The sequence below is a fragment of the Paenarthrobacter nitroguajacolicus genome, from assembly GCF_007786235.1.
GTDB lineage: Bacteria > Actinomycetota > Actinomycetes > Actinomycetales > Micrococcaceae > Arthrobacter > Arthrobacter nitroguajacolicus_A.
Genome location: NZ_VNFK01000025.1, coordinates 50,221 through 56,220, shown reverse-complemented (window position 1 = coordinate 56,220; position 6,000 = coordinate 50,221). Strand labels below are relative to the sequence as shown.

General features: G+C 58.1%; 4 protein-coding genes. All 4 read left to right on the top strand.

Going from position 1 to position 6,000, the window contains the following annotated elements:
- The coding region (locus tag FQP90_RS21600) for a Poxvirus protein I5 (RefSeq protein ID WP_144653122.1) at window positions 1–446 on the top strand (446 nt) is incomplete at its 5' end.
- 257 nt (window positions 447–703) lie between these two features.
- Window positions 704–2,692, top strand: coding sequence for a polysaccharide lyase family protein (locus tag FQP90_RS21595; protein WP_144653121.1), 1,989 nt, complete (start codon window positions 704–706; stop codon window positions 2,690–2,692).
- A gap of 62 nt (window positions 2,693–2,754) precedes the next feature.
- Complete coding sequence (locus FQP90_RS21590; protein ID WP_208760055.1) at window positions 2,755–4,797, top strand: beta-galactosidase; 2,043 nt, start codon at window positions 2,755–2,757, stop codon at window positions 4,795–4,797.
- Window positions 4,794–5,930 (top strand): family 43 glycosylhydrolase, encoded by a 1,137-nt coding sequence (locus FQP90_RS21585; protein ID WP_144653120.1) that lies wholly within the window; start codon window positions 4,794–4,796, stop codon window positions 5,928–5,930. Before FQP90_RS21590 ends, FQP90_RS21585 begins: the two co-directional genes overlap by 4 nt.
- Window positions 5,931–6,000 lie beyond the last annotated feature (70 nt).

Below are 6,000 nucleotides of genomic sequence, written 5' to 3'. Positions count from 1 at the left end.
TCCGTCGCGCGCTGCCCGGCAGCTGGAAGATGGGAATCACGACGGCGGCAGCCGCCGTCGTGATTGTCCTGAACCTGCTGCTCGCCCTGGTGGGTCAACTGCCCGGCCGGGCAGCGATCCTGCCCGCCACGTTGATTCTCGCCGCGGCAGGGGCAGTCCTGTTCCTGCGCATCGCCGCCAACTGGAGCGGCGGAGTCAAGTGGGAAGGCGACGCCGACCAGCAGTCCGCCGAGGCCCCCGGCCCCGAGCGCTGGGCCGCAGCGTACGCCAGCGCCAAGGCGGATTCACTGCGGGACTGGACTGGCTCGCTGTTGTTGCTTGCCGCCGTCTTCATGGCCGTCGTCTTCGTATGGATGCTGCAGGCCCTCTTCGTCATCGTCCCCGGGACCCTGGTTCTGGCCGCAGCCGCCATCAAAATCCGCGCCGGCAAATGGGCCGCGCACTAGACACGACTCTCCACAGTCGTTCGATTTAGGGTTCGGACCGGCCTGTACTGGTACTACGGACTCCAGGGTCGACGTGAACCCGCTGTTGAAACAACCGTATGGACAGTCTGTGTGGTTGAAACGATTCGTCCCCATGGGGAAGGCCGTTGTTCCCATGGAGAGAACCTCTCCCAGCTGACCCAGTCGAGAGCCAACCACTGCAATCTAACGCCCCGGCAAAACCAACCGCAAAGCAACGCAGCTTGAAGGAGAAACCTATGTCCCAGTCAATAGCCCGACGCACCGTTCTGGGCTTGATGGGCGCGACCGCCGCCGTGGCCGTTCTGCCCGTGTACGCTTCCACCCGGGCAGCGGCCTCAAGCGGGGCCGACGTCACGCTGGTTGACCACGGCTCCACAGTGACCCTAAGTAATGGAATCATTCAGTTCGACGTCGCCAAAGCATCTGCTGACATCAAGAACCTGTACCTCGTGGGCAGTACGCAGGGTAATGAGCGGCTCAACCTCTTGGGCGGTTCCCACGGGCACGGGTATACAACCTTTGACTATTCAGGTGCTGCGAGGTCAACCGGCATGAAGGCGGGTGTCTTCAGTGTGGTAAGTCAGAGCCCGGATCGTATTGAAGTATCGATTCTCTCCAACGACCCTACGAAGAATACGTTCTACATTGATATCCGGATCGCCCTCGAAAGGGGCTCCTCGGGTCTTTATCAGTACTGGATCACCAGGTACACGCCCAATATGCCTGATGGATTGACGTTCGGACAGCTTCGCTATGCCTTTGCTGCAGACGACCCCGCGTTCAAATGGTTCGTCGTCGACGACGCCCGCGGAATTCAGCAGCGACCCAGCATCGAGGACACCAAAAACTGGGTAGTGCTCCAAGACTCCACTGAAGTTCTGCCGGACGGTTCGATTTACTCCAAATACCAGAACGCTACGAACCTTGAAGGAGACAACCACGCCTTCATGATCTCAAACGGGAAAGTGGGGCTCTCCCTGGTTCAAGCAAGCAAGGAAGCATTTGGCGGCCCAACCCGCCCTGAGCTGACCTGCCACGACTACTACGACGGCATGATCTTGCTCTGGCACCCCCTCACAGGTCACTATGGCGAGCCGGACACCCAACCAGCTCGAGGATGGGAAAAGGTCTACGGTCCCTTCTATCTTCACGTCGGCGAGGCAGCTGTCGGGGATGAACGTTCGAACATCTCCGCGCTGTGGGAAGACGCTAAGCGTGTGGCTGAACGCGAGCAGGCTGCCTGGCCCTACACCTGGGTCACTGATCCTATCTACGCGGCCAACGAACGTTCCACTGTCACCGGCAAGCTCAACGTTGCCTCGCTCGGAGCGGTCGACAACGGCTGGGCCATCCTTTATCAACCGGGGCCAGATCGGGAGTTCCGGGGAGTCACTTTGGATGGCACGGATTGGCAATATCTCAGCCTTGACTACACTTACGCGGCAAAAATCGGGCCAGGAGGTAAGTTCAGTATCCCGGCCGTTCGACCCGGGAAGTACACCTTGGCTGCATTCACCAAGGGTGCGATGGGGGAGTATCGGCGCGAGAACATTGTTGTCCCGGCCGGTACAACAATCGACACCGGCACCCACGTATGGCATCCAACGAGTTACGGCCCAACCCTGTGGCAGATCGGAACTCCGGATCGCTCCTCGGAAGAGTTCTTCATCCACGGTGGGCCCAACGGCTACAGGGAGAACCTGACCTGGTTGGAATACCCCTACGACTTCCCCAACGGGGTCGATTTCAAAGTAGGCGTGGACGATCCCGCAAAGAAATGGAACTATTTCCATCCCGGCCTGAGAACGCCGGGAACCGCCACCCAGCTTCAATGGCGCGGTACAACGCCAGACAACTCCCTCGAAACCTGGAAAATCCGTTTCGACGCGCACCGATACCAACGAGGCACCGGCTACTTGGACATCGCACTGGCCGCGCAGGTATACGCAACGCTCGCTGTCACGCTCAACGGCACACGAATCGCCACGTTCGACCCGCTGCCCGGCGTCCCAGGCGACAATTCTTCGTACCGACTCACGGCGCGGTCAATGTACAGGAAGCTCAAAACCATTGAGTTCCCGGCAGCCTTGATCAAAGACGGTGAGAACGTGATCACGCTGGCGAACGTGCGTCCCCCGCAGGTCCCGATCGCTGACAACTGGATGGCGCCCATGGGCGGCATCATGTACGACTCCATTCGCCTCCAGGTCAACCAAGGATCCTAACAACCTGCCGAACTCCATTTTCCTGACTGCACATCATCACCCCTATAAGGATCAGAACACCCATGGACGAGCATCGCCGACCTCAGGATTTCTTCGGTCATCTGTACGTCGGAGCCAACTACCACCCGCACGATTCGAATCCCAAAGACTGGGAACGCGACATCGCGTTGATGGTCTCGGCCGGCATCAAGGTGGTCAGGCTCGGACATCTCGCCTGGGACAGCTACGAACCAGAGAATGGAAAGTTCAATTTCGAGTGGTTCGACCACGTGATGGACCTGATGCACAACGCTGGTATTGGAGTCATTCTCGACGTCGCCATCCGTCCTGCTCCGCTATGGCTCCATCGAAAACACCCGACAATTGACATTACGGACTCAAACGGCAGCCGGCTTTATCCGAATACGCGATACATGGTGGATGTCGGAGACCCGTCCTTCCGTGAGTACGCCCTTCGCTTTACCGACAAGCTGACTTTCCGCTACGCCAACCATCCTGCACTTATGGCTTTCGGCATCGACAACGAACCCGGGGATGGGCCGTACTCGTACAGCGAGTCGGTACGACTACGTTTTGCTGCATGGCTTCAGAAGAAGTACGGGACGCTTAAGGATCTCAATCGCGCCTGGGCCAGCCAACGATGGTCACGTCGTATCAGTGACTTCGATGAAATCGGTTTGCCAAGATCAGGGGCTTTAAGCGGTGCGCCCGAACGAATCATCGATTTCCGGCGATTTGTCTCGGACGAGATCAACGACCTCTTGTTCGCCGTCATGGCACAGGTCGAACAGAACGCTCCCGGAGTACTGCTCACCACAAACGCTTGGTACTACAAAGAAGATGGCCGCTACTTTGATTACGCGGAAATTGCCTATACAGGCAAGATGGGCCGTCCCGGTATGGGTTTCTACCCCGGCAATTCCCTTGCAGATAACGACGGACTTTACGAGGCCCTTCTGGGACTGGCACGCATACAGTTCGAAAGCCCAACCCCATTCTGGTGCACCGAGTTCACTACCATGACGGCGGTCCCTGGATCTGTTCGAAAGTCAGCTTATGCATCACTCATCTACGGCAACCAGCTGGTATGCGGCTGGACCTGGCAGTCGATGCACGGCGGCGAGGAACAGTATCTCCAAGGAATGCTGGACTGGGACGGCGAACCGAACCGAAAATATGACGAGTATCGACAAATCGCAACTGAATTTGCAGAGATAGAGCGATTCGGATTCCCATATACACCGCAAGCCCGCATTGCCCTGGCGTTCTCCTTCGACAGCCAACTCGCCAGCGCATCTTTTCCGGAAAAGCACGACCAGCAATTGCAAACCTGCTTCAGCACTGTGCTCGAGCGCAATCTGGACCAGCGTGTCGTGGACCTGAGTCGCAGCACTTTGTCCGACTACGAAATTCTTATCATTCCCGGGGCAGCCCTCATCGACGAAGTCTCCGCAGGCCGGATCCGCCGCTTTGTGGCAGACGGCGGAACCGCCATCATGACGTCCTATTCCGCAGTTGTGGACCCCAGCGGCCAGGTCTTCGATACACCGCGGCCCGGGCTCCTCGCCGACGTTTTCGGCGTGCGACTGGGTTCCTTCCAAGAGACGGAAGTACTGAACGAGTTGGCCACAGGGGGTACGCAAGGCCACGATTTGGATATCGTATTCGGTCACCTTTCGATCCGTACTGAAGCGCCCCGCTTTGATGAAGTCCGTCCACAGGGCGCCGCAGTTGTTGCATCGATCTCAGGACTGGACAGGGACTATCCTGTTGCGACCGTCAACGAATTTGGGAAGGGCCGCGCGGTCTACCTTGGAATTCCGGCCCGACGAGCTCTTTTTGACGCCATCCTTGACGTTGAGATCCTAAAAAAGGACATCCCACAAGGTCCTGAGGTGCCACCCGGCGTGCTCGCTCGAAGAATCGATGAAACGCATGTGCTGTACGTAAATCTAGAGGGAGTCAATAAGTCGGTCACCACCGACGCACCCTCATGGAGCATCCTGCACAACCGCGGCTACGCTGACGGGTTTGTTCTCGCTCCCTTCGACGTCGACTTCATAGAGCTCAACAAGACCAGCGACCTTGCCCCGGAAAAGCCATGACTCTCGAGACAGAAGCGCCCGGCGGCATCGCACATGACTCCTCCGCTCACCGCAACTTCGAGCAAGCAGACCGGAACTACGAAAGAAGAACATTGTCCAAGATCTTCCCCGGCCAGCCTTGGTTGGATACAAATGGCAACAGAATCCAAGCCCATTCGGGCTATATCTACGTCGAAGACGACGTCTTCTACTGGTACGGCGAAAACAAGGAGCGGACTGCCCCCGGGTCGGACATCTGGCACTGGGGGATCCGCTGCTATTCGTCCACCGACCTTGTCAACTGGGAAGACCGTGGTCTGATCATCCCCCCAACGCCGGATGACGTGGACTCACCACTTCACCCCACAAAACTGCTTGATCGCCCCCACATCATCAAGCACCAGGAGACCGGTAAGTATGTGTGTTGGGTAAAAATCATGGGTGACGGGTTCAACCAGCGAACCACCGTGCTGGTGGCAGACCGGCTTCTGGGACCGTACGAGATCGTCACAACGGGCCTCAAGCCCCTGGGAATGAACGCAGGGGATTTCGACCTGGTAGTCGACCCGACGGATGGCAAAGCCTATTACTACTTCGAGCGCGTCCACAGCGAAATGATCTGTGCCGATCTCACCGAGGATTACACCGGCGTCACCGGCTACTACTCAACACACTTTCCGCAGCCAGGACCGCCGGACGTCCGGGAGGCGCCGGCGTACTTCCGGAGGGGTTCGAAGCACTACCTCATCACCTCGGGCACGTCAGGATACTTCCCCAATGCATCCGAGATAGCAGTGGCCGATTCTTATCACGGACCGTGGACCGTTCTCGGTGATCCCCATCCGGACGACACCAGCAGGACCTCTTATCGATCACAGATCAGCTCCGTCTTCCGCCACCCTCTCAAGCAAGACCTCTATATTGCCCTTGCCGACCGTTGGCTTCCTGACCTCACCCCGGAAGAGTCCAACCAGACGGAACGGTACCGTCGGCTGTTCAGCGGCGAGGAAGCCCAAACTGAAAAAGCAGATGAGTCAGTCCAGCATCAGTCAGACCTTCGCGTTGCCGAGTACGTTTGGCTCCCCATCACCTTCGAAGGTGATGTGCCAAGGATTGATTGGCGGGACGCATGGTCGCCCGAAGACTTCGACTGACGTGAATGCTCCGGGAATCGCCATGTCCCGACCCTGCCGGGGGCCCTCGCCGTGCAGGCAATATCCGAAG

Excerpts from the sequence above, each read along its gene's own strand:
- FQP90_RS21595 (WP_144653121.1), top strand. The coding sequence starts at position 704 with ATGTCCCAGTCAATAGCCCGACGCACCGTTCTGGGCTTGATGGGCGCG.
- FQP90_RS21590 (WP_208760055.1), top strand. The coding sequence starts at position 2,755 with ATGGACGAGCATCGCCGACCTCAGGATTTCTTCGGTCATCTGTACGTC.
- FQP90_RS21585 (WP_144653120.1), top strand. The coding sequence starts at position 4,794 with ATGACTCTCGAGACAGAAGCGCCCGGCGGCATCGCACATGACTCCTCC.